Origin of the sequence: Bradyrhizobium barranii subsp. apii, assembly GCF_011516635.5 — a bacterium.
Classification (GTDB): Bacteria; Pseudomonadota; Alphaproteobacteria; order Rhizobiales; family Xanthobacteraceae; genus Bradyrhizobium; species Bradyrhizobium barranii.
In genome coordinates this window covers 3,400,303-3,426,575 of the sequence record NZ_CP096255.1, presented here as the reverse complement: position 1 = coordinate 3,426,575, position 26,273 = coordinate 3,400,303, and the positions used below count along the sequence as shown (strand labels likewise).

The 26,273-nt window shown below is 62.3% G+C and carries 20 protein-coding genes and 6 pseudogenes; 13 read left to right on the top strand and 13 right to left on the bottom strand.

The genetic code is table 11. The annotated features are described in order from the left end of the window. The first annotated feature begins 12 nt into the window (after window positions 1-12). A pseudogene (locus tag HAP41_RS16340) lies at window positions 13-848 on the top strand (IS5 family transposase). A 151-nt stretch (window positions 849-999) separates the two neighbouring features. Here the strand turns inward: HAP41_RS16340 and HAP41_RS16335 are convergent. Beyond that, window positions 1,000-1,147 (bottom strand): annotated as a pseudogene (locus HAP41_RS16335) (IS3 family transposase); the annotation flags it as partial. 371 nt (window positions 1,148-1,518) lie between these two features. Between HAP41_RS16335 and HAP41_RS16330 the strand changes: the two are divergent. The 5 genes from HAP41_RS16330 to HAP41_RS16310 all read left to right on the top strand — a co-directional run bounded on the left by HAP41_RS16330 (window position 1,519) and on the right by HAP41_RS16310 (window position 7,577). Then, complete coding sequence (locus tag HAP41_RS16330) at window positions 1,519-2,034, top strand: acyltransferase family protein (protein ID WP_166099803.1); 516 nt, start codon at window positions 1,519-1,521, stop codon at window positions 2,032-2,034. A 68-nt stretch (window positions 2,035-2,102) separates the two neighbouring features. Beyond that, on the top strand, window positions 2,103-3,377 hold the full coding sequence (locus tag HAP41_RS16325) for an IS256 family transposase (RefSeq protein ID WP_166064748.1): 1,275 nt from the start codon (window positions 2,103-2,105) through the stop codon (window positions 3,375-3,377). Window positions 3,378-3,468: 91 nt separating this feature from the next. Next, complete coding sequence (locus tag HAP41_RS16320) at window positions 3,469-5,055, top strand: acyltransferase family protein (protein ID WP_166099806.1); 1,587 nt, start codon at window positions 3,469-3,471, stop codon at window positions 5,053-5,055. A 173-nt stretch (window positions 5,056-5,228) separates the two neighbouring features. Continuing rightward, window positions 5,229-6,175, top strand: a protein-coding gene (locus HAP41_RS16315) for an IS630 family transposase (RefSeq protein ID WP_166099812.1) whose coding sequence is annotated in 2 segments (ribosomal slippage) — window positions 5,229-5,568 and window positions 5,568-6,175 — 948 coding nt in all. Because the reading frame shifts where the segments join, the coding sequence is not laid out codon by codon here. 127 nt (window positions 6,176-6,302) lie between these two features. After that, on the top strand, window positions 6,303-7,577 hold the full coding sequence (locus HAP41_RS16310; protein WP_166064748.1) for an IS256 family transposase: 1,275 nt from the start codon (window positions 6,303-6,305) through the stop codon (window positions 7,575-7,577). Between the two features lie 321 nt (window positions 7,578-7,898). On the opposite strand, the pseudogene HAP41_RS16305 reads toward HAP41_RS16310, so the two are convergent. Next, window positions 7,899-8,221: pseudogene (locus HAP41_RS16305) on the bottom strand (tripartite tricarboxylate transporter permease); the annotation flags it as partial. A 9-nt stretch (window positions 8,222-8,230) separates the two neighbouring features. Further along, a pseudogene (locus tag HAP41_RS16300) lies at window positions 8,231-8,461 on the bottom strand (tripartite tricarboxylate transporter TctB family protein); the annotation flags it as partial. Window positions 8,462-8,585: 124 nt separating this feature from the next. Between HAP41_RS16300 and HAP41_RS16295 the strand changes: the two are divergent. Beyond that, a pseudogene (locus tag HAP41_RS16295) lies at window positions 8,586-9,580 on the top strand (CaiB/BaiF CoA transferase family protein); the annotation flags it as partial. A gap of 52 nt (window positions 9,581-9,632) precedes the next feature. Here HAP41_RS16295 and HAP41_RS16290 read toward each other — a convergent pair. The 3 genes from HAP41_RS16290 to HAP41_RS50050 form a co-directional block, all read right to left on the bottom strand. Next, complete coding sequence (locus HAP41_RS16290; RefSeq protein WP_224580823.1) at window positions 9,633-9,950, bottom strand: hypothetical protein; 318 nt, start codon at window positions 9,948-9,950, stop codon at window positions 9,633-9,635. Between the two features lie 202 nt (window positions 9,951-10,152). Beyond that, window positions 10,153-10,344 carry a hypothetical protein gene (locus tag HAP41_RS16285; RefSeq protein WP_224580824.1) on the bottom strand — a complete coding sequence of 64 codons (192 nt, stop codon included), beginning with the start codon at window positions 10,342-10,344 and terminating at the stop codon, window positions 10,153-10,155. Window positions 10,345-10,380: 36 nt separating this feature from the next. Beyond that, on the bottom strand, window positions 10,381-10,512 hold the full coding sequence (locus HAP41_RS50050) for a hypothetical protein (RefSeq protein WP_256478596.1): 132 nt from the start codon (window positions 10,510-10,512) through the stop codon (window positions 10,381-10,383). Window positions 10,513-11,429: 917 nt separating this feature from the next. Here HAP41_RS50050 and HAP41_RS16280 point away from each other — a divergent pair. Beyond that, window positions 11,430-11,666, top strand: a complete 237-nt coding sequence (locus tag HAP41_RS16280; protein WP_166099817.1) for a hypothetical protein — start codon at window positions 11,430-11,432, stop codon at window positions 11,664-11,666. Window positions 11,667-11,884: 218 nt separating this feature from the next. Here HAP41_RS16280 and HAP41_RS16275 read toward each other — a convergent pair whose 3' ends face one another. The 3 genes from HAP41_RS16275 to HAP41_RS16265 form a co-directional block, all read right to left on the bottom strand. Further along, entirely contained in the window at window positions 11,885-13,399 is a 1,515-nt protein-coding gene (locus HAP41_RS16275) for a tripartite tricarboxylate transporter permease (protein WP_166099822.1), read from the bottom strand. A gap of 9 nt (window positions 13,400-13,408) precedes the next feature. Continuing rightward, window positions 13,409-13,951 (bottom strand): tripartite tricarboxylate transporter TctB family protein, encoded by a 543-nt coding sequence (locus HAP41_RS16270; RefSeq protein ID WP_038957486.1) that lies wholly within the window; start codon window positions 13,949-13,951, stop codon window positions 13,409-13,411. Window positions 13,952-14,157: 206 nt separating this feature from the next. Then, a complete protein-coding gene (locus HAP41_RS16265) occupies window positions 14,158-15,132 on the bottom strand; it encodes a Bug family tripartite tricarboxylate transporter substrate binding protein (RefSeq protein WP_028149699.1) in 975 nt (324 codons plus the stop codon). Window positions 15,133-15,688: 556 nt separating this feature from the next. Between HAP41_RS16265 and HAP41_RS16260 the strand changes: the two are divergent. Both HAP41_RS16260 and HAP41_RS16255 read left to right on the top strand, forming a co-directional pair. After that, window positions 15,689-16,524 (top strand): annotated as a pseudogene (locus HAP41_RS16260) (IS5 family transposase). A 121-nt stretch (window positions 16,525-16,645) separates the two neighbouring features. After that, on the top strand, window positions 16,646-17,104 hold the full coding sequence (locus HAP41_RS16255) for a prepilin peptidase (protein WP_248577209.1): 459 nt from the start codon (window positions 16,646-16,648) through the stop codon (window positions 17,102-17,104). 83 nt (window positions 17,105-17,187) lie between these two features. Here the strand turns inward: HAP41_RS16255 and HAP41_RS16250 are convergent, their stop codons facing one another. The 4 genes from HAP41_RS16250 to HAP41_RS16235 all read right to left on the bottom strand — a co-directional run bounded on the left by HAP41_RS16250 (window position 17,188) and on the right by HAP41_RS16235 (window position 21,881). Continuing rightward, window positions 17,188-17,985: an enoyl-CoA hydratase/isomerase family protein gene (locus tag HAP41_RS16250; protein ID WP_166099830.1), complete on the bottom strand. Its 798-nt coding sequence runs from the start codon at window positions 17,983-17,985 to the stop codon at window positions 17,188-17,190. A gap of 41 nt (window positions 17,986-18,026) precedes the next feature. Then, the gene (locus HAP41_RS16245) at window positions 18,027-19,226 is read right to left on the bottom strand and encodes a pyridoxal-phosphate-dependent aminotransferase family protein (RefSeq protein ID WP_166099835.1); all 1,200 of its coding nucleotides are present in this window, start codon (window positions 19,224-19,226) and stop codon (window positions 18,027-18,029) included. A gap of 116 nt (window positions 19,227-19,342) precedes the next feature. After that, the gene (locus tag HAP41_RS16240; protein ID WP_166099840.1) at window positions 19,343-20,626 is read right to left on the bottom strand and encodes an MFS transporter; all 1,284 of its coding nucleotides are present in this window, start codon (window positions 20,624-20,626) and stop codon (window positions 19,343-19,345) included. A gap of 52 nt (window positions 20,627-20,678) precedes the next feature. Further along, window positions 20,679-21,881: a pyridoxal-phosphate-dependent aminotransferase family protein gene (locus HAP41_RS16235; protein WP_166099845.1), complete on the bottom strand. Its 1,203-nt coding sequence runs from the start codon at window positions 21,879-21,881 to the stop codon at window positions 20,679-20,681. Between the two features lie 131 nt (window positions 21,882-22,012). Here HAP41_RS16235 and HAP41_RS16230 point away from each other — a divergent pair, with 131 nt between their 5' ends. The 3 genes from HAP41_RS16230 (at window position 22,013) to HAP41_RS16220 (ending at window position 26,251) form a co-directional block, all read left to right on the top strand. Beyond that, entirely contained in the window at window positions 22,013-22,750 is a 738-nt protein-coding gene (locus HAP41_RS16230; protein ID WP_166105971.1) for a GntR family transcriptional regulator, read from the top strand. Between the two features lie 104 nt (window positions 22,751-22,854). Next, window positions 22,855-25,830 (top strand): FAD-binding and (Fe-S)-binding domain-containing protein, encoded by a 2,976-nt coding sequence (locus HAP41_RS16225; protein ID WP_166099849.1) that lies wholly within the window; start codon window positions 22,855-22,857, stop codon window positions 25,828-25,830. Then, complete coding sequence (locus tag HAP41_RS16220) at window positions 25,823-26,251, top strand: GlcG/HbpS family heme-binding protein (protein ID WP_038957479.1); 429 nt, start codon at window positions 25,823-25,825, stop codon at window positions 26,249-26,251. The genes HAP41_RS16225 and HAP41_RS16220 overlap by 8 nt, the downstream gene beginning before the upstream one ends. Window positions 26,252-26,273: the final 22 nt, after the last annotated feature.

The following is a 26,273-nucleotide window of genomic DNA, read 5'->3' as shown; positions in this document are numbered from 1 at the left end:
GACGCGCCGCCAATGTGGACTACCGAGAACCGTGCACGCTACGACCGCAGCCGCCTGCGCTATCCGAGCGACTTGACCGACGAGGAGTGGGCGCTGATCGCGCCTCGCATCCCGCCGGCCAAGCGCGGCGGCAACAAGCGTACGGTGGACCTGCGCGAGATTGCCAACGGGCTGATGTACATCCTGAGCACAGGTTGCCAGTGGCGCGCGATCCCCAAGGACCTGCCGCCGCGCTCGACGCTGTATGGCTACTTCGATCTGTGGAGCTGGAACGGCACGCTCGATAAAATTCATCACGCCCTCTATGTCGAATGTCGCGAAAGGGCCGAGCGCGAGGCTTCTCCCACCGCCGCCATCATCGATAGCCAGAGCGTGAAAAGCGCTGAAAAAGGGGGCCTCATGATCTCCATGGCTACGACGCGGGCAAGAAGATCAAGGGCAAGAAGCGGCACATTCTCGTCGACACGCAAGGCCTCTTGATGCACGCCATCGTGCATGCGGCGGACATCCAGGATCGCGACGGCGGCGTGCTCCTGATGGCAACGTTGTTCGGCCTCTATCCCTTTCTTCTGAAGCTCTACGCCGACGGCGGATATCAAGGGCCACATTTCCAGAAGGGGCTGCGTAGCGCTCTGAAGCGCGTGAACCTCGAAATCGTCAAACGCTCCGATCAGGCTCACCGTTTCGTCGTCTTGCCCAAACGCTGGATCGTCGAGCGTACCTTTGCCTGGCTCGGGCGATGCCGAAGACTGTCCAAAGATTGGGAATGCTTCAATCACAGGGCGCTCGCCTTTCTCAAGCTGGCCTCCATCCGACTCATGCTGCGAAAGCTATGCAATCCAAGGTAATCTTTCCGGACAGACTCTAAGGCCCGGTTCGGGCGAAGATTGGGCACATGGATTGTCGGCTTTGCAGCAATCTACTCGGGTGCTGTGATCCGCGCCGTGCACGTCGCCGCTGCCTTCAGCGCGTAGCCTCCCCGCCAACCCTGTGTCCGTCGATGACACGGTCGAGTTCGCGCACGACACGCATGCTGGTGAGCGATGTATCGGCGAGCAGGGTCAGGCACTCCCCGGGTGAAGTCGTCGACCAGGGTCAAGATACGGAAGCGCCGGCCGCTGGAGAGCGTGTCCATCACGAAGTCGGCGCGCCTCTGCCCGGCTGCCGCGATCTGATCCGGCAGGCTTTACATGCGGACGGTATAATTATTCTCCGTCGCCCGTGGCAACTTTGCAACTATCCCAGACAAAAACTTCGACCGCTTGTTCTCGACTCGGATTCGGGGGCGGTGATTGCTACGGGTGCGGCGCGTCATTTTTTTGCCGCTCTAGTACACATTGCTTTGACTTGGCGTGCACGAACTTCGCTGCTGGCGGGCTTTGTTCAACCGCGAAAACTGTTGCCGCAAAACATGCGATCTGCAGGCTGGGGCAAATAATCAGCGTCCCCAATCTTGGTGCGACGACGCGCGCAGCAAAAAAAACACCGTAGAGCTACTGAGAACTGGGACGAGGAACCATGGCGGAACTGTCAATTAACAAGCAGGGCATCTCGCAATATGGCGTGCGCTCGCTGGACGCTCCGGTGCTTGCTGCTAGTCCAATGATTCTTGAGCAGACTATAGAGCACTACCGTCCAGACATCGACGTTCTCAGATCTATAGCTGTTCTCGGAGTTGTATTCTTCCACGCCGGTTTTCATACAGCACTCGGTGGCTACGTCGGCGTCGATGTATTCTTCGTAATCAGCGGATATTTGATCACAAGAAAAATCCAAGAGGAGATTGCGTTAGGGGTCTTCTCCTTTCGAGATTTCTACATAAACCGTGCGAGAAGGCTTTTCCCCGCTCTGTTTGTGACAGTTCTGGTCACGTTCTTTCTTTCATCACTGTTGCTCGCCGCTGACCACTTCAAGCAATTTGCTCAATCAGCTGTGTGGGCAGCTCTATCTGCTTCAAACATCTTCTTTTGGATTGATTCGGGGTATTGGGCACCGGACAACCAGGGGATGTCCCGGGTTCTGTTGAATTTCTGAAGAGGTCGGCGTTGCCCACCTTGAGCCGGTAGGCTCGGGGTGCTGATTCCACAAAGGAGAGCAACGCCATGACGAGAGATATCACACCGGCTGGTTGGCCGGCGACCGGGGCTGTGGAGAAATCATTTGCGGAAGTGCGAGCGAGCTTCGATCGGTTCTGCCTTGCGGCAGGAATCGAGGCGCTCGGCACGATGATGGAGGCGGATGTGACAGCGGCCTGCGGGCCGCGCCACGGTCGTGATGCGGCGCGGCGGGCGCACCGTTGGGGCCGAACGCGGGGGCGGATCGGTTTCCACGGCGGCAAGATCGAGGTCGATCGCCCGCGGGTCCGGGGCATGGACGGCCGCGAGGTCACGATCCCGAGCTGGGAAACGGCGGCGCAGGAGGACTGGCTCGGTCGCTGGGCGATGAACCTGATGCTGATCAATGTGTCGACGCGCCGGTTCGGCCGCGCCGTCCGGCTGCCCGAGGGTGACGTGCCGGCACCGCCCGGATCGGGGATTTCGAAGTCGGCGGCCTCGCGGAGGTTCGTGGCTCTGTCGGCGGCGCGGCTGGCCGACTTCATGGCTGCCGATCTGTCCGCGCTCGACCTTCTGGTGGTCCAAATCGACGGGCTGCATCTCGACGACGATCTCGTGCTGGTGGCCGCGATCGGGGTTGACGGCGAAGGCAACAAGCATCCGCTGGCGCTGGTGGAAGGGGCGACCGAGAATGCAGCAACGGTTCAGGCCCTGCTGGACAACCTGGTCTCGCGCGGGCTCGACCCGACGGTGCCAAGACTGTTCATCGCCGACGGCGCGAAGGCGTTGTCGAAGGCGATCCGCCGCACCTTCGGTTCGGCCGCTGCGATCCAGCGCTGCCAGATCCACAAGGCGCGCAACATCATGGAACGCCTGCCGAAAGAGCATCATGCGGCCACCCGCCGGGTGCTGCGCCAGGCCTGGGAGCTCGATGACGCCGACAAGGCTGAAAAATTGATCCGCAATCTCGCGCGTCGACTCGACCAGCAATGGCCCGGCGTTGCGGCCAGTATCCTCGAAGGCCTCGACGAAATCCTGACTGTCGTCCGGTTGAAGTTGCCGAAGGAGCTTCGCCGATCGCTCGCCTGTACCAATATCGCCGAGAACATGATGGGCACCATTCGCCGCGTCACGCGCAACGTTAAACGCTGGCGGGATGCCGGTATGGCCTTGCGATGGGTCGCGGCCGGTATGATCGAGGCCAACAAGGGCTTCCGACGATTGAAGGCGCATAAGCAATTGTCGGTTCTGCGTGCGGCCCTTCAAGCTCACCACGATCGCATGACAATCAAGTCCGTTGCCCACGTCACGAGGGCTGCGTAATATTCATTCCGGCAACGTCGACCCGACGTAGTTCAACAGCGATCGGGACATCCCCGACAACCACCTTAGACCGCTCTTACATACATGGTCATTGTCGGTCGAAGAGCAATTTTACCTCTTTTGGCCCCTTGCTCTCTACTTTCTTTCGAAGTTTGCGAACAAATTTGTCCCGACAGCACTGGCTTTGACTGGCGCTCTGAGCTTTGTCGCTGCAGTCGCCTACTTCAGGATTGACCAAGATGCCGTTTTTTTCCTGACACCGTTCCGTATATTCGAGTTCGTAGTAGGGGCCCTGCTGGTCTGGCTAGAGCGCAAACCAAAACGTCAAATATTAAGCAATGCGCTTTCATCCATCGGCCTTTGTTTGGTGATCACGGCCATAATCACGTTCCGACCGCACACGCCAACCGCACTCGTAATTATTCCCTGTGTAGGCGCAGCTTTTATGATCTATGGGGGGGTGGTTCCTTCCCTTGAGAAAATTTGGAACAATCCAGTCGCCGTGTACACAGGCCGGATTTCCTACTCTATCTACCTAGTCCACTGGCCCATCATAGTTTTTTACCAATACTGGCGTTTCAATGAGATACAGCAATCTGAACGAATCGGATTGGTTATTACATCCATCCTGGCGGCTATCCCTCTCCATCACCTCGTTGAGCAAAGATACCGACGTGGGCTTGCTGGTACGCGTCTGCGCTTTGCGTTAGCCTGGGGTTCTCTATCTGCGCTTCTTGTCGTGGCAGGCGCGGTCGCATCGACAGTGATCAGACCACAAATTCCACCGCTTTCGGATCCATGGATCATGGAGCGAGTATCGCGGCCCGCTTGCGAAGGAGGATTTGGACTTTGCGTTGCTGGTCATCCGGATGTCGTCCTTGTCGGCGACAGCCACGCCGTTCACTATGCCCCGGCAATTGCAGAGACCTTGAAAGAGACGCACCTGCGTGGAAGCCAGTATCCAATGGTGCCGGGTTGCCCGTTTGTAGTAGACATTAGTCCCGCCGATGCTTCGGCTAAGAGCGCTGTTTGCATCGGGGGAAAGTACGACTGGCTCTTGCGTGTGGCGCAGGACAATCCTCGCGTCGTGATACTCGCCGGCCTCTGGGAAGTCGGAATGGGGGAAGGTTTTGGTAGACGGTATAAACTTGATGGAGATCCGCGCGAGTTGAACCAAAAGGAGGCGCAACTCCTGTGGTCCACGAAAATGAAAAAGACGGTCGACCTCCTTTTGACGAATGATCGCAAAGTCATTTTGATGGGCAATGGACCCTTGGTCGCCAATCCGCCCTCGGCGTGTTTTGATCGACCCGCCTTCTTCGGCCGCTTTGATTGCTCCAAGATGAACGTCATCGTTGACCCTGACACCCATGCGTTTACTAGAGAAGTCCTCAGGCAGATCGAAGCCAGCCATCCAACCCAAGTGTTTTTCTTTGATGCATGGCCATACCTTTGCAATGGCAATTTTTGTCCGCTAAGCGACGGCGCGCAAACCTTCTACAAAGATCAGCATCATCTGACCGCCTACGGGGCTTTGTGGCTACAGCATCAGGCTTTTGCGGGCCTCTCGCGTTTTCTTTTGGGGGCCGTGCAAACGCCAGTTCTGCCGCATGTCGAGTATCAAGAAGGTCAAGCCAGTGGGCAGATCCCCCTTAATGCTGATGCTGGACATAACTAATCGTCCAATTATGCCAAAAACAAAAAAAGCCCGGTGCTGCCGGGGAGCTAGTGCCCCTCAAGAGAACATCGATAACCGCTAGAGCGTTTTCCGACCGGAATGAATCGGGTGGGGATTCCCAAAACGGCGCGAGTCAGATTCAAGCTACATGCTGGCGAGGGAGGCCAGCATGTATGGCCAGGGCGCTTTCGGTTGATCTTCGTCAAAGGGTGATAGCCGCGATTGACGGTGGCATGTCCTGTCGACAGGCTGCTGAGCGCTTTGGTGTCAGCGCGGCCAGTGCGATCCGCTGGCGCGGTCGCCTCAAGGAAGTTGGCGACATCGTTCCTAAACGCCAGGGCGGTGACCGCAAATCGCAGCGCATCGAAGCGCATTCGCAATTGATTCTGGAGGCAGTGACAGCGAAGCCGGATATCACGCTCGCCGAGTTGCGAGAACTGTTGAAACGTCGTGGAATATCGACTGGCATCGCGTCGCTCTGGCGTTTTTTCCAGCGCAGAAAGATCACACTTAAAAAAAGACAGCGCACGCCGCCGAGCAACGGCGCGGCGATATAAATGCCGCGCGTGAGGAGTGGTTCGAAGGGCAAATCGATCTTGACCCTGAGCGTCTCGTCTTCATCGACGAAACCAGCGCCAACACCAAAATGGCGCGGCTTTACGGCCGCTCGCCACGCGGCGAGCGATGTCGTGCAGCTATCCCACACGGACATTGGAAGACGACGACATTCACCGCTGGATTGCGCTCCGACGGTCTGATCGCGCCGCTTGTTCTGGACGGTCCAATGGATGGCGACGCTTTCCTGGCCTACGTCGAGCAATTGCTCGCCCCATCGCTGCGGCCGGGCGATACCGTTATCATGGACAACTTGCCCGCTCACAAGGTCCATGGCGTTCGAGAGGCCATCCAGGCGGTCGGAGCAAGCCTGCTCTATCTTCCGCCCTACAGTCCAGACTTCAACCCGATCGAAATGGCCTTCTCCAAACTGAAAGCGCTGTTGCGGGCCGCCGCAGCCCGCACCATGCCCGATCTCTGGCAAGCAATCGCCAACGCTCTCAAACGCTTCTCACCCGAGGAATGTCAAAATTATCTCGTCGCGGCTGGTTACGACGCAACGTGATCGGAAAATGCTCTAGAGCGTCCGGAAAGGGGATGTCCCGGGTTCTGTTGAATTTCTGAAGAGGTCGGCGTTGCCCACCTTGAGCCGGTAGGCTCGGGGTGCTGATTCCACAAAGGAGAGCAACGCCATGACGAGAGATATCACACCGGCTGGTTGGCCGGCGACCGGGGCTGTGGAGAAATCATTTGCGGAAGTGCGAGCGAGCTTCGATCGGTTCTGCCTTGCGGCAGGAATCGAGGCGCTCGGCACGATGATGGAGGCGGATGTGACAGCGGCCTGCGGGCCGCGCCACGGTCGTGATGCGGCGCGGCGGGCGCACCGTTGGGGCCGAACGCGGGGGCGGATCGGTTTCCACGGCGGCAAGATCGAGGTCGATCGCCCGCGGGTCCGGGGCATGGACGGCCGCGAGGTCACGATCCCGAGCTGGGAAACGGCGGCGCAGGAGGACTGGCTCGGTCGCTGGGCGATGAACCTGATGCTGATCAATGTGTCGACGCGCCGGTTCGGCCGCGCCGTCCGGCTGCCCGAGGGTGACGTGCCGGCACCGCCCGGATCGGGGATTTCGAAGTCGGCGGCCTCGCGGAGGTTCGTGGCTCTGTCGGCGGCGCGGCTGGCCGACTTCATGGCTGCCGATCTGTCCGCGCTCGACCTTCTGGTGGTCCAAATCGACGGGCTGCATCTCGACGACGATCTCGTGCTGGTGGCCGCGATCGGGGTTGACGGCGAAGGCAACAAGCATCCGCTGGCGCTGGTGGAAGGGGCGACCGAGAATGCAGCAACGGTTCAGGCCCTGCTGGACAACCTGGTCTCGCGCGGGCTCGACCCGACGGTGCCAAGACTGTTCATCGCCGACGGCGCGAAGGCGTTGTCGAAGGCGATCCGCCGCACCTTCGGTTCGGCCGCTGCGATCCAGCGCTGCCAGATCCACAAGGCGCGCAACATCATGGAACGCCTGCCGAAAGAGCATCATGCGGCCACCCGCCGGGTGCTGCGCCAGGCCTGGGAGCTCGATGACGCCGACAAGGCTGAAAAATTGATCCGCAATCTCGCGCGTCGACTCGACCAGCAATGGCCCGGCGTTGCGGCCAGTATCCTCGAAGGCCTCGACGAAATCCTGACTGTCGTCCGGTTGAAGTTGCCGAAGGAGCTTCGCCGATCGCTCGCCTGTACCAATATCGCCGAGAACATGATGGGCACCATTCGCCGCGTCACGCGCAACGTTAAACGCTGGCGGGATGCCGGTATGGCCTTGCGATGGGTCGCGGCCGGTATGATCGAGGCCAACAAGGGCTTCCGACGATTGAAGGCGCATAAGCAATTGTCGGTTCTGCGTGCGGCCCTTCAAGCTCACCACGATCGCATGACAATCAAGTCCGTTGCCCACGTCACGAGGGCTGCGTAATATTCATTCCGGCAACGTCGACCCGACGTAGTTCAACAGCGATCGGGACATCCCCCCGAAAGGCTCTTTGGCGTTCCAGTTGAAGTCCGGTCGTACGTCTGCGCCACGCCAACTCCGGCTGGCGAGTTTTTATCGCTGACGCGGAACCCGCCGAAGGCCCGTCAGTTTTATTAAACGGGCGATTCCTTTGCTGAGAGGCGGTGCGTCATGGACTGTCTCAGCCTTGTCATACCGGCCACTATTGGCATCCTGGCGGGTTTGTTCTTCCTTGGCCACAGTAAGATTGATCGGCGGAGACGGTGACGCAATTACTCCGGGTCCCTCCGCCGCCCTGCCCTGCTGCGCCATCGATAGCCGTCGAACGTGGTCGCAACCGACCAGGCCTCGCCCGGGAAGTTGAACAGGATCGAGGTGATGGCGCCGCCGAACAGCGCGCCCCAGTAGATGCAGGACAGCATCACGATCGCCGAGGTCGGATCCATCGTGAAGGTGAGCGGCAGCAGGATCGCCACGCCGTTGGGGCCGCCGAGCCCGGGCAGCACGCCGACGAAGATGCCGAGCACCAGCCCGACCATCATCAGCACGAGCGTCTTCCACGTCAGCAGGACGGCGAAGCCATGAAGCAAGAGACCGAAAGCTTCCATCGTGAGCGCCTAGTAGCCGAAGGCCGCTTCGAGCGGCCCTTTCGGCATGATGACGTCGAAGGCGATGTCGAAGGTGACGAACATGATCGTCTTGAACAGGAGGGCAGTGAGCAGCGACTTCCACAGCGCGATCTTGCCGACGAGCCGCATGAAGCCCACGATCAGGAGGAAGCTCGCGACGTAGAGGCCGAGGAACTGCATCACCAGGCAGAACAGCAGCGTCGGCACGAACATCTGGAGTCTGATACGCAGGAGATTTTGTGGGCTGCTTGCTACGACCCAGGTTCGGCCGCCTCGATGAGCCTCGCTTAGAAAAGCGGCAGACTGCCAGCCTCATGGTCGAGCCGACCAAACCGTTGACCAGGACTCCCAGAATCTGCACCGCAACAAGCGGGTGATGACGCTGAATCCGAAGGACGAACGCAGGCTCGCCGTGTACAAGCGCCTCGCGGCCAAGGCGGACGTGGTGGTCAAGAATTTCCGGCCCGACGTCTAGAAGAAGCTCGGCATACGATCAATCCGGGCATCGTCTATGGCAGCATCTCCGGCTTCGGCCAGGACGGGCCCTACCACAAGCGCCCCGGCTTCGATCAGATCGCCCAGGGCATGGGTGGGCTGATGTCGATCACGGGCGCGCCGGGCGAAGGGCCGATGAGGGTCGGCATTCCCGTCGCCGACCTCACGGCCGGCCTGTTCTGCGCCATGGGCATCCTCACCGCGCTGCTCGAGCGCGAGGTGTCCGGCAAGGGCCAGTGGGTGCAGACCTCGCTGCTGCAAGCGCAGATTTTCATGCTCGACTTCCAGGCCGCGCGCTGGCTGATGGAGAAGGAAGTCGCCAAGCAGGCCGGCAACAACCATCCGACCAGCATCCCGACCGGCGTGTTCAAGACCTCGGACGGTTACATCAACATCGCCACCACGGGCGGACGGATCTGGGAGCGTTGCGCGCAGGCGATCGGCGCGCCGGAGCTCTACAGTGATCCCGACTATGCGACCGCGCCGGCCCGCTCCAAGAATCGCGACGCGCTCAACGCCAAGATCGAGGAGCGCACGGTCACGAAGTCGACCGAGACCTGGGTCCGCGAGTTCAACGATGCCGGCGTGCCCTGCGGACCAATCTACGCCATCGACCAGATGTTCGAGGACGCGCAGGTCAAACATCTCGGCATCGCGCAGGACGTGCCGAACGACGAGGACCGCCACATCCGCCTGGTCGGCCAACCCGTCACGCTGTCGCGCACGCCGAGCAAGATGGTGGCGCGGCCGCCGGAATTCGGCGAGCACACCGACGAGGTCTTGAAGGAGTTCGGCCTCAGTGCAGACGAGATCGCGACGCTCCGGAACGCCAAGGTGGTGTGAAGAACGGCTGCGTCTCAACAGCCGGCGTTTCGCATCCGGATCGCCGCGGTGATCACCATCGACCGCGCATTGACGGCTTACGCAACCATCTAGATCTCGCGCAAACGCTCGAAGCGCGTGCCGACATAGCGGCCGGCAGCATCGACGACACGACAAGCTCTCCGCCGTCATGGTAGAGCAGCACGACCTTTGGCTCCGCCTCGAACTGTCCGGTCGGTGGGTCGCCCGGCGCGCCCTGCGAGGCATAGAAGGGCTGCGATCTCGCCACCTCGTGGGTGAACTGGTTGGGCGGCGGCGAGATCAGGCAGTCCGACGGGATCAGTGACGAATCTGGAAGCACGATCGCTTTCGGTCGTTTCATGCCCTCCATGATCCTGTATCGCTGAATTCCCGAGGAGCCTTGCTTGGCAAAGCGTTGGCCTTAGGTGCCAATGCTCTCCTCGGGCAACGTGATCGGAATCCGCGGGAGCACGATGCCTCTTGACTTTTTAGCATGCGCGGCAACGAGCCCCGCCTCAGCCATCTGGAGATGATCAGGCAGCTGATACGGCTGGGCAGCGTCCATGTTCACCTCATAGCCGAGATCCTGCAAGCTTCGTCACCCGGCTCATCGGATTGCCGCCCTGATTGACGAAGCCGGTCATCAGCTCTGCGCCGAACACGGTGTCGCACCAATGCGAGTCCACCGTCCCCTCCCCGCCCGTGTTTTCAACGGGAACAGGCAGCGACCCCGCGGAACCACGGAGCTTGCCGTATTCGCGCATGGCGTAGGGCCGTTGAATGTCGGATTGTTGGCGTGCTTACCCTTCAGCAATTTCTTGTTCGTCCAGAATCGTCCCGATGCCGATCACATGCCCCATCTCGTGCATGATGACGTCGTTCAGGGTGCCGTCCGCCTCCATCGCCGAGAGGTCGGCCGTATCGAATTGCATGTCGCCAGTCGCCCGGCAGGAACGCAGCCGCTCCGGCATTCTGCGGGCGCAAGCGGTTCGGTCCCGCCTGACCGAGAATCCTCCCCGGGCCGTAAATGTCGGTGCCTTGCGCCGTGATACGCCGATTGTTGAACCTCTCGCCGCCGACAATGACATCAGGCAGATCGCCAACGATCGCGTGTGTCCAGCGGTCTGCAGCAAGCTTGAAGGCGGCCTTCTGCTTAGGCGTCAGCCCGCCCAGGAATCGAACTTCGTCGTGTAGCCTCCGGCAACTACAGCGGCGGCCGCGTGTGAAATCTCCTTGCCCTTCCGGGCCCGATAATGCTCAACAGCCATGACGTCCTCCAAAAAAGAACAGATCAACAAAATCTCAGATTGTATTTTGGTGCTGATTAGCGTCGCTGACAAGCGCGGGAAGCGTCACGGGCTCTGACCGTTTCACGATGAAATACCGAAAGTGCGGCGTCAGCGCCGGGCTTTCGACTCATCGTCACCGCGATCAGGAGGACCACCGCAGATGCTGAGCTCCAGATCAGGGATGCGCTCAGCGAATTTTCGCCAACTTCGCTCTCACGATGTCGAACGAGGTCGGTTGCTGCTAACCGCGTGAGCTTCGCTCAGGGGCCTAATCGAGTCGGATCAATGCAACGACGACCTGCATCGTGCCAGCGTGAAGGAAATCGCAAGCACCAAAAGCCCCGGCGAGCCGGGCTTTGGCATCTCACGTCATCGCTGAGCCGCTGCGATCATCGTTCTTACTGCAACCCAGACGGATTGGTTGTGCTGCCGATTGGCGTGATCGTTCCGCCTGCACCGTTATCCGAGAAGCGATTGTTCGAATACGAGTTGACCGTGCCCGACACGCCAGCGGTATTGAACGAACGGTCATTGTTGGACGGGTTGACCGTTCTTGCTTGATGCCGATCGCGTTGAAGGAAATCCTCATGGCGTCAATGTTAATGCCGCCGCCCGAGATGGCAATACCGGCAACCGAGTTGCTCGACACGACCGAATTGCTGAGAACGGCGGCGCCGCCACCGACGCCGACACCGTTGGCTGCATTGATCAACCTGACATTGCTGAGCGTCGCCCTGATCAAGCCCGCCGCCGCGCTTGCAATCGTAGACCGCTGCCTCCCATATCGCGAATCGTAATGTTCACGACATCCCTGTGCCGGGCTAGGCGAAATTGCCGTTGATCAGGCAGTCCTCGACGTAGACGATGCTCCCCTCGCGAGCGGTGATAGTCATGTAATGCACTATTCCCAACATCGCGATCGATTCAAGGGCGAAACTGCACCCAGCGACATGGGCTTCGAACTTTATCGGACTTACGCGACACCTATACTGATGGCGTTTCCAATCCGCTTGGCTCACACGGCAGGCTTCGCCTGCCGCGGCCACCCGACGCAGCGCAGCAAGCGGTCGATCACAGGCCAAAACAACAGCACAATCGCCAAGGTTGTGATCGAGCCAACCAGGCCGTTCGACCAGAACACCTTGAGGTTGCCGCCGGCCCCGATCATCGACAGGCGGAAGGCATCCTCGGCGCGGTTGCCGAGCACGAGCGCGCGGGTGAACGGCGCGAGCGGGATGCCGATCTTCTTGAAAACGTAGCCGACGACGCCGAAGCCCAGCATCAGCCAGATGTCGAACATCGCGTTCTGGATCGCAAAGGCGCCGATCGCGCAGGACACCACGATCATCGGCGCCACCGCGGCGAATGGCACCCGCAGGATCGAGGCGAAGATCGGCACCGTCGTCAGCACCAGCACGAGGCCGACGACATTGCCGAGATACATCGAGGCGATTAGACCCCAGACGAAATCCTTGTGCTCCACGAACAGCAGCGGACCCGGATTGAGTCCCCACACCATCAACCCGCCGAGCAGGATCGCGGCCGTGCCGGAACCGGGAATGCCGAGCGCCAGCATCGGCAGCAGCGCCGAGGTGCCGGAGGCATGCGCCGCGGTCTCCGGCGCGAACACGCCCTCGATGCGGCCCTTGCCAAAGCTCTCGGGATCCTTGGCAAAGCGCTTTGCGAGGTTGTAACCCATGAAGGAGGCCGCGATCGCGCCGCCCGGGGTGATGCCGAGCCAGCACCCGATGAAGGAGGAACGCAGCAGCGTCACCCAGTATTTCGGCAGGTCCTTCCAGACGCTGAGCACGACGCGGAGCGAAATGCTCGCGGCGTGTCCACGCAGCGCCAGCCGCTCCTCCATCGTCAGCAGGATCTCGCTGATGCCGAACAGGCCGATGACTGCAACGAGGAAGTTGATGCCGCGCAAGAGCTCGGCCGAGCCGAAGGTCATGCGCAGATTGCCCGACACCGTGTCCATGCCGACGCCCGCGAGCAGAAGACCGAGCGACATTGAGATGACCGTCTTGTGCTTGGCCTCGCGCCCCAATCCGACGAAGGAGCAGAAGGTCAGCAGATAGACAGCGAAGAACTCGGGCGGGCCGAACTTCAACGCAAAGGAGGAGATCATCGGCGCGAGGAAGGTGATCAGCAGCACCGCGACCAGCGAGCCGATGAAGGAGGACGTGAACGCCGCGGTCAGCGCCTCCGCCGCCCTGCCCTGCTGCGCCATCGGATAGCCGTCGAACGTGGTCGCGACCGACCACGCCTCGCCGGGGATGTTGAACAGGATAGAGGTGATGGCGCCGCCGAACAGCGCGCCCCAGTAGATGCAGGACAGCATCACGATCGCCGAGGTCGGATCCATCGTGAAGGTGAGCGGCAACAGGATCGCAACGCCGTTGGGACCGCCGAGCCCGGGCAGCACGCCGACGAAGATGCCGAGCACCAGCCCGAACATCATCAGCACGAGCGTCTTCCACGTCAGCAGGACGGCAAAGCCATGAAGCAAGAGACCGAAAGCTTCCATCGTGAGCGCCTAGTAGCCGAAGGCCGCTTCTAGCGGCCCTTTCGGCATGATGACGTCGAAGGCGATGTCAAAGGTGACGAACATGATCGCCGTGAACAGGAAGGCAGTGAGCAGCGACTTCCACAGCGCGATCTTGCCGACGAGTCGCATGAAGCCCGCGATCAGGAGGAAGCTCGCGACGTAGAGGCCGAGGAACTGCATCACCAGGCAGAACAGCAGCGTCGGCACGAACACCGCCATCACACGGCGCGCTTGCGCACGCGTGACGAAGCTTTCGGATGCCGCGCGATGCGCCACGAAGGCCGCAATCAGGCCATAGAGGCTGCCGCCACCGAGGATGACGGAGAGATAGAACGGGAAATAGCCGGGCTCCGGCCCGGTCGAATCCCAGGACGCGCCGGTGCGCCAATTGTCATAGCCAAGCGTTGCGGCCAACGCGAGCAACAGCAGGCAGACGAATATCTCGATCGTGCCGGAGGAGACGACGGAGGGTGAGCCGTCTTCAGGCGCGGTCGGATCGTCGACGATGATTTCAAGATCGGTTTGGGACATGAGCTGATTTGCAAAAGCCGGGAGTGATGTCACCTCGCCCCGCTTGCGGGGAGAGGCAGAGGCCGCGTCCGCGACCGTTTTCTAGAACGCCGAAGCGCCGGGTGAGGGGGACCCTCCGCGAGTCTGTCTGCCATTCTCTTCCGGGAGGGAAGCCCCTCACCCATGCCCTCTCCCCGTAAGAACGGGGGGAGGGCAAAGAGAGACGGCTACTTCGCGACGAATCCGGCTTCCGTCATCAGCGACTTGTTGGTGGCGTCGTCTTCCTCGAGGAATTGCACCATGTCCTTGCCGGTGAGGAAGATCGGCTTCAGCGCCTGCTTTTCCATGTAGTCCTTGTATTCCGCGGTCTGCGTCACCTTGTGGAACAGATCGACATAGAACGCCTGCTGCTCCGGCGTGACCTTGCCGGGCAGGAACATCGCGCGTAGCATCAGATACTGGACGTCAACGCCCTCCTCCTTACAGGTCGGGATGTCGGCCCAGGATTGCGTGTCCGTCACCTTGCTAGTGTAGGAGATGCGCTCCTTGTCGAACACGCAGAGCGGGCGCACCTGGCCGGCACGCCAGACTTCGAGATTTTCGCTCGGGTTGTTGACGTTGGATTCGGTGTGGTTGCCGACGAGCTGGGTCGCGGCCTCGCCGCCGGATTTGTAGGGCAGATAGGAGAATTTCGCGCCGGTTTTCTGCTCGAGGAAGACGGTCAGCACGTGATCCTCGCGCTTGGAGCCGGTGCCGCCCATCTTGAACGGCGAACTCGCCGCCTTCGCCGCCGCGACGAATTCCTTCACCGTCTTCGGACCTGCGCTGTTGTCCCACAGCACGAACTGGTCGAGCGCGATCACCGAGACCGGCGTCAGCTCGCGCCAGTTGAACGGGATCTTCGCCGACAGCGGCAGCATGTAGATCAGCGAATAGGCGATCAGCACCTTGTTCGGGTCGCCTTCGCTGGACTTCATGTACATCAGCGCTTCCGCGCCCGAGGCGCCGCCCTTGAGCGAGACGACGATCGGCTGCTTCATCAGATTGTTCTTCTGAATGGCGGCCTGCATCATCCGCGCCATCTGGTCGGAGGCGCCGCCCGCGCCGGCGGCCACCACGATCTCGACGGGCTTGGTCGGCTCCCAGCCGGCAAAAGCCGGCGCGCCACAAAGCGCAGCGGCCAGCACGACCGCGGCCTTCATTCCATGTCCCACGTGCGTCTCCCCAAGTTTTCGCCTATGTTATTGTTCGGATTGGCAATTCGCGAAGCAATGCGAATTGCATTGTGCGGGCGAATGCCGGCCAGTTCAAGCCGGCCCGGCGCCGCTCGGCTTATGACTTTGGAATGAGATCGATTGCAAGCTCGACCGCCAAAATCTGGGGACTGGAATAGAAGGCGAGCCCCCAAATCAACGTTGCAGTTCGGGTTGCCCCCTACGATCGTTCGGGAATGACCTGCTGTTTGGCGGTGAGAGATAATGTGTCACAGCTTTGTGCCACAAAGCCCACGAGATCATCGGGCGGATGGGCCAGCACGCCGGATGCAACCGATATGATCACTGGTCTCCAGTCGCTTCAGTGAACAACGGGCGCGTTTCCTCATTTCGCAGATGCCGAGAGCCTATGGTCTATTTCAATCGAAATTCCACCGGAGGAAAATCAGAGGTAGGTCTAAGTGTCTGTTCCAAAACATGTTGAGTCGAATGAATCGGTTGTGATTCAAGGTGAGCGGCCTGATTCGATGGGGACGCGCCGCCAATGTGGACTACCGAGAACCGTGCACGCTACGACCGCAGCCGCCTGCGCTATCCGAGCGACTTGACCGACGAGGAGTGGGCGCTGATCGCGCCTCGCATCCCGCCGGCCAAGCGCGGCGGCAACAAGCGTACGGTGGACCTGCGCGAGATTGCCAACGGGCTGATGTACATCCTGAGCACAGGTTGCCAGTGGCGCGCGATCCCCAAGGACCTGCCGCCGCGCTCGACGCTGTATGGCTACTTCGATCTGTGGAGCTGGAACGGCACGCTCGATAAAATTCATCACGCCCTCTATGTCGAATGTCGCGAAAGGGCCGAGCGCGAGGCTTCTCCCACCGCCGCCATCATCGATAGCCAGAGCGTGAAAAGCGCTGAAAAAGGGGGCCTCATGATCTCCATGGCTACGACGCGGGCAAGAAGATCAAGGGCAAGAAGCGGCACATTCTCGTCGACACGCAAGGCCTCTTGATGCACGCCATCGTGCATGCGGCGGACATCCAGGATCGCGACGGCGGCGTGCTCCTGATGGCAACGTTGTTCGGCCTCTATCCCTTTCTTCTGAAGCTCTACGCCGACGGCGGATATCAAGGGCCACATTTCCAGAAGGGGCTGCGTAGCGCTCTGAAGCGCGTGAACCTCGAAATCGTCAAACGCTCCGATCAGGCTCACCGTTTCGTCGTCTTGCCCAAACGCTGGATCGTCGAGCGTACCTTTGCCTGGCTCGGGCGATGCCGAAGACTGTCCAAAGATTGGGAATGCTTCAATCACAGGGCGCTCGCCTTTCTCAAGCTGGCCTCCATCCGACTCATGCTGCGAAAGCTATGCAATCCAAGGTAATCTTTCCGGACAGACTCTAAGCACTTTGGTATTCGCTGTTGTCGTATTCGCGTTCGTTGTCACAAGCCTCATGATCGCGCCGGGCGCGGATGGGCTGTTAGGTGCATACCTCGCCGCCCTAATGCTCGCCATCGCCTGCAACGACGCCCGCCACTACCTCATTCCAAACGAGCTGACCGCCGCGGCTTTCGGAATTGCTTTGTTACGCGGATCAATCTTATTCAATGCGAGTGCATCATCCATGCTGTGGCTGGTCTTTCGCGCCTCAGCGGTAAGTCTGCCGTTGCTTCTTCTCTTGTTGTTCTACCGCCACTGGCGCGGCCGGAACGGATTGGGACTTGGGGACGTAAAGCTTGCCGCAGTTGCCGGTGCCTGGCTCGAACTCCCAACGGCGGCCGCGGTGATCGAATTGGCGGCACTTTCGGCGATTGCCGTCTACACCGCCAATGCTGTCGTGCGACGGCGGTCGCTGCGAGGTACGGCATTCCTGCCGTTCGGACTTTTTATGGCGCCCGCTATTTGGATCGGCTGGCTGAGCGAACAATTTCTTTTGCGCTGGGGCTATTTCTGGCCGGGTTGACCTCGTCGCTTGCAAGGTCGGTGCCTCGGCGGTCCCGTGGCCGCGAGTTGAGCGATCGAGACGCGGAGACGTAGTGTTGCGCGCTACTTGCCCTTCCAGCTCGGTGTACGCTTGTTGAGGAAGGCATCCATGCCCTCGCGGAAATCTTCGCTCATATAGGCCTTAAGGATCAGGTCCTCGCCCTCTTCGCGCGACAGCGTCCGGCGGATGCGGCGCACGGCCTCCTTGGTCGCTTCAAGCGTGAGCGGCGCATGGCTTGCGACGAGCTTGGCGGTCTCGTCGGCACGGCGCTGCAGCGTCTCGACGTCGGGCACAACCTCGTTGAGCAGGCCGAGCGACAGCGCTTCCTGCGCCTCGACGAGGCGCGCCTTGAAGATCAGATCCTTGGTGCGCGCAGGTCCCACCAGCGAGACGACGCGGCTGATGTTCGACATCGACAGGCAGTTGCCGAGCGTGCGTGCGATCGGAAAGCCGATGCGCGTGGTTTCGGTGCCGATGCGGAGGTCGCAGCAGGCCGCGATGCCGGCGCCGCCGCCGGTGCAGGCTCCCGCGATCGCCGCGATCACGGGCACGCGGCACTGCTCGAGCGTGCCGAGCACGCGGTCGATCCGGGCCTCGTAGTCGAGCGCGTCCTGCGCGGTCTTAAACGCACGGAACTGAGAAATGTCGGTGCCGGAGGCGAACGCCTTGTCGCCGGCGCCGGTCAGGATCAGCGCCTTGATCGAGCGATCGGCGTTGATCTCCTGGCAGATCTCCGCCATGCGGTCATACATGGCGAAGGTCATTGCGTTGCGCGCCTGGGGGCGGTTGAAGGTGATCCGCGCGATGCCGTCCGTGACGGAGTAGAGCAGGTCTTCGTTGGTCGTCGTCGGTGCGTTCATCGCGCGCTCACTTTCTGGGTTAGTTCAGGCCACCTGAGCCTTTAGGCCACCTGAGCCTTGGCCATCGGCACCGCGTCGCGTCCCTTCAGGACGTCCATGGCCGCCAATACGCCGCCGCTCCGGTGCGGAATCTTTGCGAGATCCAGGCCCATCTCGACGCCGGCGAGTGTGCCCATCAGCATCAGGTCGTTGAAATGGCCGATATGGCCGATGCGGAACACCTTGCCCTTGACCTTGTTCAGGCCCGTGCCGAGCGACATGTCGAAGTTCTCGAGCACCACCTTGCGGAAGGCGTCGGCGTCGTGTCCATCGGGCACGCGCACGCCGGTCAGCGCCGGCGAGTGTGCGGCGGGATCGGCGCACTGTGTCTCCAGGCCCCAGACCTTGACCGCGGCGCGCGTCGCGGCGCTGTGGCGCTTGTGGCGGGTCCAGACATTCTCCAGCCCCTCCTCTTCCAGCATCTTGACCGCTTCACGCAGGCCGTAGAGCAGATTGGTCGCGGGCGTATAGGGGAAGGTGCCGAGCTTGTTGAAGGAGATGACCTCCTGCCAGTCCCAGTAGGAGCGCATGCCGGGGTTGGCCTTCGCCACCGCGAGCGCATTTTCCGAGACGGCATTGAAGCCGAGGCCCGGAGGCAGCATCAGGCCTTTCTGCGAGCCGGCGACCGAGACGTCGATGCCCCAGGCATCGTGCTCGTATTCCATCGAGCCGAGGCCGGAGATGGTGTCGACCATCAGGAGGGCCGGATGCTTGACGCGGTCGAGCAGCTTGCGCACCTCGAGCGGCGGCGTCACGCAGCCGGTCGAGGTCTCGTTGTGAACGACGCAGACCGCCTTGATCGTGCGCTGCTTGTCGGCGCTAAGGCGCTTCTCGATCTCGGCGAGGTCGGCGCCATGACGCCAGTCGCTCGGGATGAAGTCGACGTCGAGCTTGAACTTGTCGGCGATGCCGCGCCACAGCACGGCGAATTGGCCGGTCTCGCACATCAAAACCTTGTCGCCCGGGGCGAACACGTTGACCATCGCCGCTTCCCAGGCACCGGTGCCGGACGAGGGGAAGATGATCACGGGCTGCTGGGTGCGGAACACCCGCTGCATCGAGGCGAGGACCGCAAAACCGAGCTCGGCGAACTCCGGACCGCGATGGTCCAGCGTCGGCATGTCCATCGCCCGCAGCACCCGGTCGGGCACGTTGGTCGGTCCTGGAATCTGTAAGAAATGCCTTCCAGTGTGCACGGTCATCGGCGTCCTTCCCGGTCTAGCCTTGGTTTTGATGGGCGCCGAATAGCACCATTTGACCGGCTTGTCCCCTCTCCTTAAGACGCCTCCCATGCATAAGCGGCGGGCCTCCGCCGCCCCTACTCCGCGGCCACCACCTTTCCGACCGGCAGGCGCCCCTCGGCCTCCGTAAACGGGCGCTCCGGATGCATCAGGAAGGCGGAGAAGCCACCGAGCAGCAGCAGCCCCATCGACATCAGGAACGGCAGGTACCAGTTACCGGTCGCATCGATCACGAAGCCGGCAACGAGCGGGGAGACGATGGCGGCGAAGGCCGAGCCGGTATTCATGAGTCCCGAGGCGGTGCCGGAATATTTCGGGGCGATGTCCATCGGGATCGACCACATCGGGCCGATCACCAGCTCGGCGCAGAAGAAGCCGGCCGACAGGCACAGCGCGACGATCGTGATGTCGTGGACGAACAGGATCGGAAACAGCGAAAGCAGCGCCCCGGTAAATCCCGCAACGGTGACGCTCAGCCGCGCCAGGCGGACATTGCCGGTGCGGTCGAGGATCTTGTCCGAGAGCACGCCGCTGACGCTGTCGCCGACCACGCCGGCGAAGAACACGCCGGAGGCGAACAGCGCCGAGTTCTTGATATCGAGATTGTAGTTGTTCTTGAAGAACAGCGGCAGCCAGTTGAGATAGAGCCACAGGCACCAGCCGTAGCAGAAATAGGTCAGCGTCACTGGCCACATGCGGCCGAGCAACGGCCCCCACGGCACGCGCGGCCGCTCGCCGGTCGGGCGCGGCGGCAGTGCGGCGAGCTCGGCCTCGGTGATGGAGGCGTGCTCCTTCGGCTCGTTGCGGAAGTACCAGACCCAGACGACGCCCCAGACCAGGCTGACGAGACCGAGCACGACGAACGCGCCGCGCCAGGTCAGCCAGAGGATCAGCAACGCCACCACCGGTGGCGTCACGGCATTGCCGAGCCGGGCGAAGGAATGGGTCAGTCCCTGCGCAAAACCGCGGCGGTTCGCGGGCGTCCAGTATTGCATCGCGCGCGTTGCCGTCGGAAAGGTCGCGCCCTCGCCGAAGCCGAGCGCGAAACGCGCGACGAACAGTGCGGCAAGGCCGTTGACGAAGCCGGTCGAGATGGTCGCCGCCGCCCAGATCATGCCGCACCAGAACAACGTCTTGCGCGGCCCGAAGCGATCGCCGACCCAGCCGCCGATCACCTGAAACAGCAGATAGGGATAGGCGAAGGCGGAGAAGACGAGGCCAAGCTGGGTGTTCGACAGACCCAGCTCCTTCTGGATCTCGCTCGCGGCGGTGCCGATGTTCACCCGGTCGACATAGGTGATGAAATACATCGCGCAGAGCATCGCCAAGACGACATGCGTGGCCTTGAACCGAATTCCCATCTCCACCCTCCCTGACTGTTTTTTATGATTGGCCTTGCGTGTCCCGCGCGACCTAGGTGCCGACCACTTTCAGATGCGGCGAGGCATTGCCCTGCGGGCGCTGCTCCAGCAGCTTCATCGCGGCGTCGACACCGCCGGAGCGATGCGGCACGCCCGCAACCGACAGGCCCATCTCCACGCCGGTCAGCGCGCCGAGCAGCGTCAGCGCGTTGCATTCGCCGAGATGGCCAATGCGGAAGACTTTTCCGGCTACCTTCGAGAGCCCGGAGCCGAGCGACATGTTGTAATTGTCGAGCACGATCTGGCGGAACTGATCGGCATCATGGCCGGGCGGCATCAGCACCGCGATCAGCACCGGCGAGAACTCCGAGGGCTCCTGGCAGAGGATCTCGAGGCCCCAGTGACTGACGGCGGCACGCGTCGCGGCAGCCAGCCGCTGATGGCGCGCGAACACGTTGTCGAGCCCCTCTTCGAGCAGCATCGCGATCGCCTCGCGCAGGCCGTAGAGCAGATTGGTCGCCGGCGTGTAGGGGAAGAAGCCGTTGGCGTTGGGCTTGAGCATCTCCTCCCAGTCGAAATAGGAGCGCGGCATCTTGTTGGTCTTCGCAGCAGCGCGGGCCTTCTCCGAGATCGCATTGAAGCCGAGACCGAGCGGCAGCATGAAACCCTTCTGCGAGCAGCTCACGCTGACATCGACCTTCCACTCGTCGTGGCGGTAGTCGACCGAGCCGAGCGAGGAGATGGTGTCGACCATCAGCAGCGCCGGATGCGAGGTGCGGTCGATCGCGGCGCGGATCTCGGCGATGCGGCTGGTCGCGCCGGTCGAGGTCTCGTTGTGCACGACCATGACGGCCTTGATCGCGCGCGCCTTGTCCTCGGTGAGCTTCGCCTCGATCAATGCGGGATCGGCGCCGCGGCGCCAGTCGCCGGGCACGAAGTCGACGTCGATGCCGAACCGCCCCGCCATCTGCTGCCACAGGGTGGCGAAATGGCCGGTCTCGACCATCAGCACCTTATCGCCTGGCGACAGCGTGTTGACGATCGCGGCCTCCCAGGCGCCCGTCCCCGACGAGGGGAAGATCACGACCGGACCCGCCGTTTGGAAAATCTTCTGGCTGCCTTCGAGCACGGCGCGGCCGAGCTCGCCGAATTCCGCGCTCCGGTGGTCGATGACCGGCATGTCCATGGCGCGCAGGACGCGCTCGGGGACCGGGCTCGGGCCGGGAATCTGAAGGAAATGGCGTCCCTGGTGCATGAAAACCTCCCTGTCGGCGGGCTCTCGCCGGCTTCGGAACTATTTTGCATTCATTTTTTGTCTTTTCAATCGAAGTTTGGTATTCGATTGTGAACATCGACGCGATCAAACAGGCAAACTATTGTGCTGCAATGAAATCCACGATTCCCGACACCGGGGTTCCGATCGCCCCACCAGCCGCGAACGGCGGCGACCGCCAGGAGGCCTCGCTTCACGGCGAGATCCTGCTGCGGCTGCGCGACTACGTGGTCGAGGGCAATATTCCCGACGGCGCGCGCGTCCCCGAGCGGCAGCTCTGCGCGATGCTCGGGATCTCCCGCACGCCACTGCGCGAGGCCCTGAAAGTGCTCGCCTCCGAGGGCCTGATCGAGCTTCTGCCCAACCGCGGCGCGCGCGTCCGCCAACTCAGCCAGCGCGACCTCGAGGAGCTGTTCGACGTGATGGCGGGGCTGGAGAGCCTTGCCGGGCGCCTCGCCTGCGAGGCCATTACGGATGAAGAAATCACCGCGATCGAGCAGCTGCATTACGAGATGTACGGGCACTATCTGCATCGCGACATGCACGGCTATTTCCAGACCAACCAGCGCATCCACGAAAGCATCGTCGCGGCCGCGCGCAACGAGACCCTGAAGACCGCCTACGCCAACTTCGCAGGCCGCATCCGCCGGGTCCGTTACTCCGCCAATTTCGCCCGCAAGCGGCAGCGCTGGGCGGAAGCAATGCACGAGCACGAGACCATCCTCGACGCGCTGCGCCGCCGCGCCGCCAGCGAGCTCAGCGACATCCTGTTCCAGCACCTGCGCAACAAGCGGGCGGCCGCGATCGAGCACCTGACCGAGCCCCAAGAGGACGCACCGGCCTCGCCCTGAGGGGCGACCGACTTGCTCATTTTGAATTCATAATATAATCGGTCGTGAGAAATAATGAATAACTCAGCAAGGCTGGGCCTCGCTGGGTCAATCCGGGACCAGGGATGACAAACGCCTCCTCGCTCGAACGGCGCCTGCGCGCGGAAATGACCGGCGACGTCCTGTTCGACGGCTTCAGCCGCGGCCGCTATGCCACCGACGCCTCGTTCTACCAGATCGTGCCGGCCGGCGTGGTCGTGCCCAGGACCATGGACGAGGCCCTCAAAGCGCTGGCGATTGCCCGCGACGAGGGCATCAAGGTCACCCCGCGCGGCGGCGGCACCTCGCAATGCGGCCAGACCGTCAATGACGGCCTCGTGGTCGATCTCTCGAAGCACCTCAACCGCATCCTCTCGCTCGACGTCGCGGGCCGCACCTGCGTGGTCGAGCCCGGCATCGTGCTCGACGACCTCAACCGTCAGCTCAAGAAGCACGGCCTGTGGTTTCCAGTCGACGTCTCCACGGCCTCGCGCGCCACGATCGGCGGCATGGCCGGCAACAATTCCTGCGGTGGCCGCTCGCTTCGCTACGGCACCATGCGCGACAACACGCTGTCGATGGAGGCGGCGCTCGCCGACGGCACGCTGGGCCGGTACGGCGAGGTGTCGCGCGATCTCTCCGATCTCGATGCGAACGACGGCGCGCGCGCCCTGTTCCGCGACATGCTCGATCTCGGCGCCCGCGAGGCCGACGAGATCGCCGCGCGCTTTCCCAAGGTGCAGCGCCGTGTCGGCGGCTACAATCTCGATGCGCTGACGCCGCGCAATGCGCGCAACAACATGGCGCATCTCCTGGTCGGCTCCGAAGGCACCCTCGCCTTCACCACCAAGGTCGAGCTGAAGTTGTGGCCTGTGATCCGCAACAAGGCGCTCGGCATCTGCCATTTCGGCAGTTTCTACGAGGCGATGGACGCCGCCCAGCACCTGGTCAAGCTCAAGCCAATCGCGGTCGAGCTGGTCGACCGCACCATGCTCGCGCTCGGCCGCGACATCGCGATGTTCAGGCCGATCATCTCCGCCGCCATCAAGGGCGATCCGGATGCCGTTCTGGTGGTCGAATTCGCCGAAGAGGACCAGGCCGACAATCTGGTGCGCCTCAAGCAACTCGGCGAATTGATGGGCGATCTCGGCTTCGGCTGGAATAACGACAAGCGTAAATGGGGCGGCGTGGTCGAGATCACCGAGCCCGCGCCGCAAAGTGGCATCGCCGATTTCCGCGCCGCCGGCCTCAACGTCATGATGTCGATGAAGCAGGAGGGCAAGCCGGTCTCGTTCGTCGAGGACTGCGCCGTGCCGCTGCCGCACCTGGCCGACTACACCGCGCGCTTGAGCGAGGTTTTCGCAAAGCACGGCACCAGCGGCACGATGTATGCGCATGCCTCCGAGGGCTGCCTGCACGTACGGCCCGTGCTGAACCTGAAACTGGAGAAGGACGTCAAGGCGATGCGCGCGATCGCCGAGGAAGCCTTCGCGCTGGTGCGCGAGTACAAGGGCTCGCATTCCGGCGAGCATGGCGATGGCCTGGTGCGCTCCGAATTCCACGAAACCATGTTCGGCGAGCGTCTCGTCGCCGACTTCAGGGAGGTGAAGAGCCGCTTCGATCCCGAGGGCGTCCTCAATCCCGGCAAGATCGTCGATGCGCCCCGGATGGACGATCGCTCGCTGTTCCGCTTCAAACCCGACTACCGCGTCAACGAGTTGAAGACGATGCTGGATTGGTCCGCCTATCCCGGCGCCGGCGGCGGATTCCAGGGCGCGGTAGAGATGTGCAACAACAACGGCGCCTGCCGCAAGCTCGAGGGCGGCGTGATGTGCCCATCCTATCGCGCGACGCGCAACGAGAAGGACGTCACCCGCGGGCGCGCCAACAGCTTGCGGCTCGCCATCTCAGGTCAGCTTGGTCCCGATGCGTTGACCTCCGACGAGATGATGGAGACCCTAAAGCTCTGCGTCTCCTGCAAGGCCTGCCGCCACGAATGCCCGACCGGCATCGACATGGCCAAGATGAAGATCGAGGTGCTCGCCGCCCGCGCAGCGTCCCATGGCCTGACCCTGCGTGACCGCCTGGTCGGCTACCTCCCGCGCTATGCCGGTCTCGCGTCGCGCTTCGCGCCACTCGCCAATTTGCGCAACCGCAGCCCGTTGCTGCGAAAGCTGTTCGAGCGCTTTGCCGGCATCAGCGCGCGCCGTGCCCTGCCCGCCTTCCGCAGCGACGTGTTTGTGCCGCCCGCGGAAGCGGTCGGGCCGGAGACCGGCCGTGAAGTCGTGTTGTTCACGGACACTTTCAATCGCATCTACGAGCGCGAAAATTTCGACGCCGCGCTCCGCGTGCTCGCCGCGGGCGGTTATCGCGTGCATCTGCCCAAGCCGGCGAGCGGCAGCCGCCCGCTCTGCTGCGGCCGTACATTCCTCTCAGCCGGTCTCGTCGACGAAGCCAGGGCCGAGCTCGACCGCCTCGTGGCGGCGTTCGCGCCCTTTGCCGCCCGCGGCGTGCCGATCGTCGGCCTCGAGCCGAGCTGTCTGCTGACGCTGCGCGACGAGCTCACCTCACTGCGCAAGGACAACGATGCCAGGGCGGTCGGCGCCCACGCGCTGACTTTCGAGGAATTTTTGGTGCGCGAAGCGGAGGCCGGAAGGCTGCAACTGCCGCTCGGCACCGTCGCCGACAAAGCCGTCGTGCACGGCCATTGCCACCAAAAATCCTTCGGCGCCTTCAAGCCGGTCGAGCAGGTGCTGCGCCTCATTCCAGGCCTGAAGGTCGAGACCATCGAATCGAGCTGCTGCGGCATGGCCGGCGCGTTCGGTTACGGCGCTGACACCTATGATGCCTCGATCGAGATGGCTGAGCTGTCGCTGTTGCCCGCGGTGCGGCGCGCCGACCAAGCTACACTCGTCGTTGCCGACGGCACCTCCTGCCGGCATCAGATCCACGACGGCGCCCAGCGCGAAGCGCTTCACGTCGCGCGCGTGCTGGCGATGAGCCTCGACCGCGCCGGAGCAAATTCCACTTCTCACCCTAAAAAGGAAACCAGCCATGGCTGACCTCTCGCTCGACACCGCCCGCAAGATCCTCGACGCCGCCTTCGCAAAATCCACCGAGCTGAAGCTCAAGCCGCTGGTCGTCACCATCCTAGACGCACGCGGCGTGCTCAAGATCGCCGCGGCGCAGGACGGCACCAGCCTGATGCGCGCCGAGATCGCTCACGGCAAGGCCTATGGTGCGCTCGCCATGGGCATGGGCTCGCGCGCCTTGTTCCAGCGTGCGCAGGAGCAGGCCTATTTCATCGATTCCGTGAACACCATCGCCAAGGGCGCGCTCGTGCCGGTCCCCGGCGGCGTGCTGATCATGGATGGCGCGACGCTGCTCGGTGCCGTCGGCGTGTCTGGCGACACCTCCGACAATGATGAGGCTTGTGCGGTCGCGGGAATCCAGGCGGCGGGGTTGAAGGCAAACGCTGGATAGCGCTCGTCCGCGGCGAGGCAAA

Coding starts and splice junctions, on each gene's coding strand:
- HAP41_RS16225 (WP_166099849.1), top strand. CDS start 22,855: ATGACAAACGCCTCCTCGCTCGAACGGCGCCTGCGCGCGGAAATGACC.
- HAP41_RS16245 (WP_166099835.1), bottom strand. CDS start 19,226: ATGACCGTGCACACTGGAAGGCATTTCTTACAGATTCCAGGACCGACC.
- HAP41_RS16220 (WP_038957479.1), top strand. CDS start 25,823: ATGGCTGACCTCTCGCTCGACACCGCCCGCAAGATCCTCGACGCCGCC.
- HAP41_RS16330 (WP_166099803.1), top strand. CDS start 1,519: ATGGCGGAACTGTCAATTAACAAGCAGGGCATCTCGCAATATGGCGTG.
- HAP41_RS16285 (WP_224580824.1), bottom strand. CDS start 10,344: ATGCGCGAATACGGCAAGCTCCGTGGTTCCGCGGGGTCGCTGCCTGTT.
- HAP41_RS50050 (WP_256478596.1), bottom strand. CDS start 10,512: ATGCAATTCGATACGGCCGACCTCTCGGCGATGGAGGCGGACGGCACC.
- HAP41_RS16240 (WP_166099840.1), bottom strand. CDS start 20,626: ATGGGAATTCGGTTCAAGGCCACGCATGTCGTCTTGGCGATGCTCTGC.
- HAP41_RS16290 (WP_224580823.1), bottom strand. CDS start 9,950: ATGGAGGGCATGAAACGACCGAAAGCGATCGTGCTTCCAGATTCGTCA.
- HAP41_RS16235 (WP_166099845.1), bottom strand. CDS start 21,881: ATGCACCAGGGACGCCATTTCCTTCAGATTCCCGGCCCGAGCCCGGTC.
- HAP41_RS16270 (WP_038957486.1), bottom strand. CDS start 13,951: ATGTCCCAAACCGATCTTGAAATCATCGTCGACGATCCGACCGCGCCT.
- HAP41_RS16265 (WP_028149699.1), bottom strand. CDS start 15,132: ATGAAGGCCGCGGTCGTGCTGGCCGCTGCGCTTTGTGGCGCGCCGGCT.
- HAP41_RS16230 (WP_166105971.1), top strand. CDS start 22,013: ATGAAATCCACGATTCCCGACACCGGGGTTCCGATCGCCCCACCAGCC.
- HAP41_RS16325 (WP_166064748.1), top strand. CDS start 2,103: ATGACGAGAGATATCACACCGGCTGGTTGGCCGGCGACCGGGGCTGTG.
- HAP41_RS16255 (WP_248577209.1), top strand. CDS start 16,646: ATGCTCGCCATCGCCTGCAACGACGCCCGCCACTACCTCATTCCAAAC.
- HAP41_RS16310 (WP_166064748.1), top strand. CDS start 6,303: ATGACGAGAGATATCACACCGGCTGGTTGGCCGGCGACCGGGGCTGTG.
- HAP41_RS16280 (WP_166099817.1), top strand. CDS start 11,430: ATGCCGATCGCGTTGAAGGAAATCCTCATGGCGTCAATGTTAATGCCG.
- HAP41_RS16275 (WP_166099822.1), bottom strand. CDS start 13,399: ATGGAAGCTTTCGGTCTCTTGCTTCATGGCTTTGCCGTCCTGCTGACG.
- HAP41_RS16250 (WP_166099830.1), bottom strand. CDS start 17,985: ATGAACGCACCGACGACGACCAACGAAGACCTGCTCTACTCCGTCACG.